At 69.9% G+C, this 695-nt stretch carries 1 protein-coding gene; it reads right to left on the reverse strand.

Translation table 11 applies throughout. The annotated features are described in order from the left end of the window. On the reverse strand, positions 1-694 hold a 694-nt coding region (locus ACPYOM_RS22105; RefSeq protein ID WP_481347605.1), incomplete at its 3' end, for an amino acid ABC transporter ATP-binding protein. Between the last annotated feature and the right edge of the window lies 1 nt (position 695).

Here is a 695-nt window from a genome sequence, read left to right on the forward strand (position 1 = left end):
TCGGGTTGCCCAGGACCTGGGTGGGGGGGCCTTGTTCGACGATGCGGCCGCCGTCCATGAACAGGACGGTGTCGGCGACCTCGTTGGCGAAGCCCATCTCGTGGGTGGCCACGAGCATGGTCATGCCGCGGTGGGCGAGGTCTTTCATGACCGCGAGGACCTCGCCGACGCGTTCGGGGTCCAGGGCGCTGGTGGGTTCGTCGAAGAGCATGACCTTGGGGTCCATGGCCAGGGCGCGGGCGATGGCGACGCGTTGTTGCTGGCCGCCGGACAGCTGCCAGGGGTAGTGCTCGCCGTGGCCCTGCAGGCCGACGCTGGCCAGCAGGGCCTCGGCCCGCTCGCGGGCCTGGGCCTTCGGGGTGGCCTTGACCAGGACCGGGCCGGACATGACGTTCTCGCGGGCGGTCATGTTGGGGAAGAGGTTGAAGGACTGGAAGACCATCCCGATGCGGGTGCGTTGGGCGGCGACCTGTTTGCGGGTCAGGGCCTGGTAGGCGGTGTCGTGCTCGCGGAAGCCGAGGTCCTCGCCGTTGACGCGCAGGATGCCGCGGTCGATCTCCTCGAGGCCGTCGATGCAGCGCAGCAGGGTCGACTTGCCCGAGCCGCTGGGGCCGATGAGGCAGACGATCTCCCCGCAGGCCACGTCCAGGTCGATCCGGTCCAGCACGACCCGCTGGCCGAAGGACTTGCGCAGG

The organism is Monashia sp. HAY1-2A (assembly GCF_056755315.1).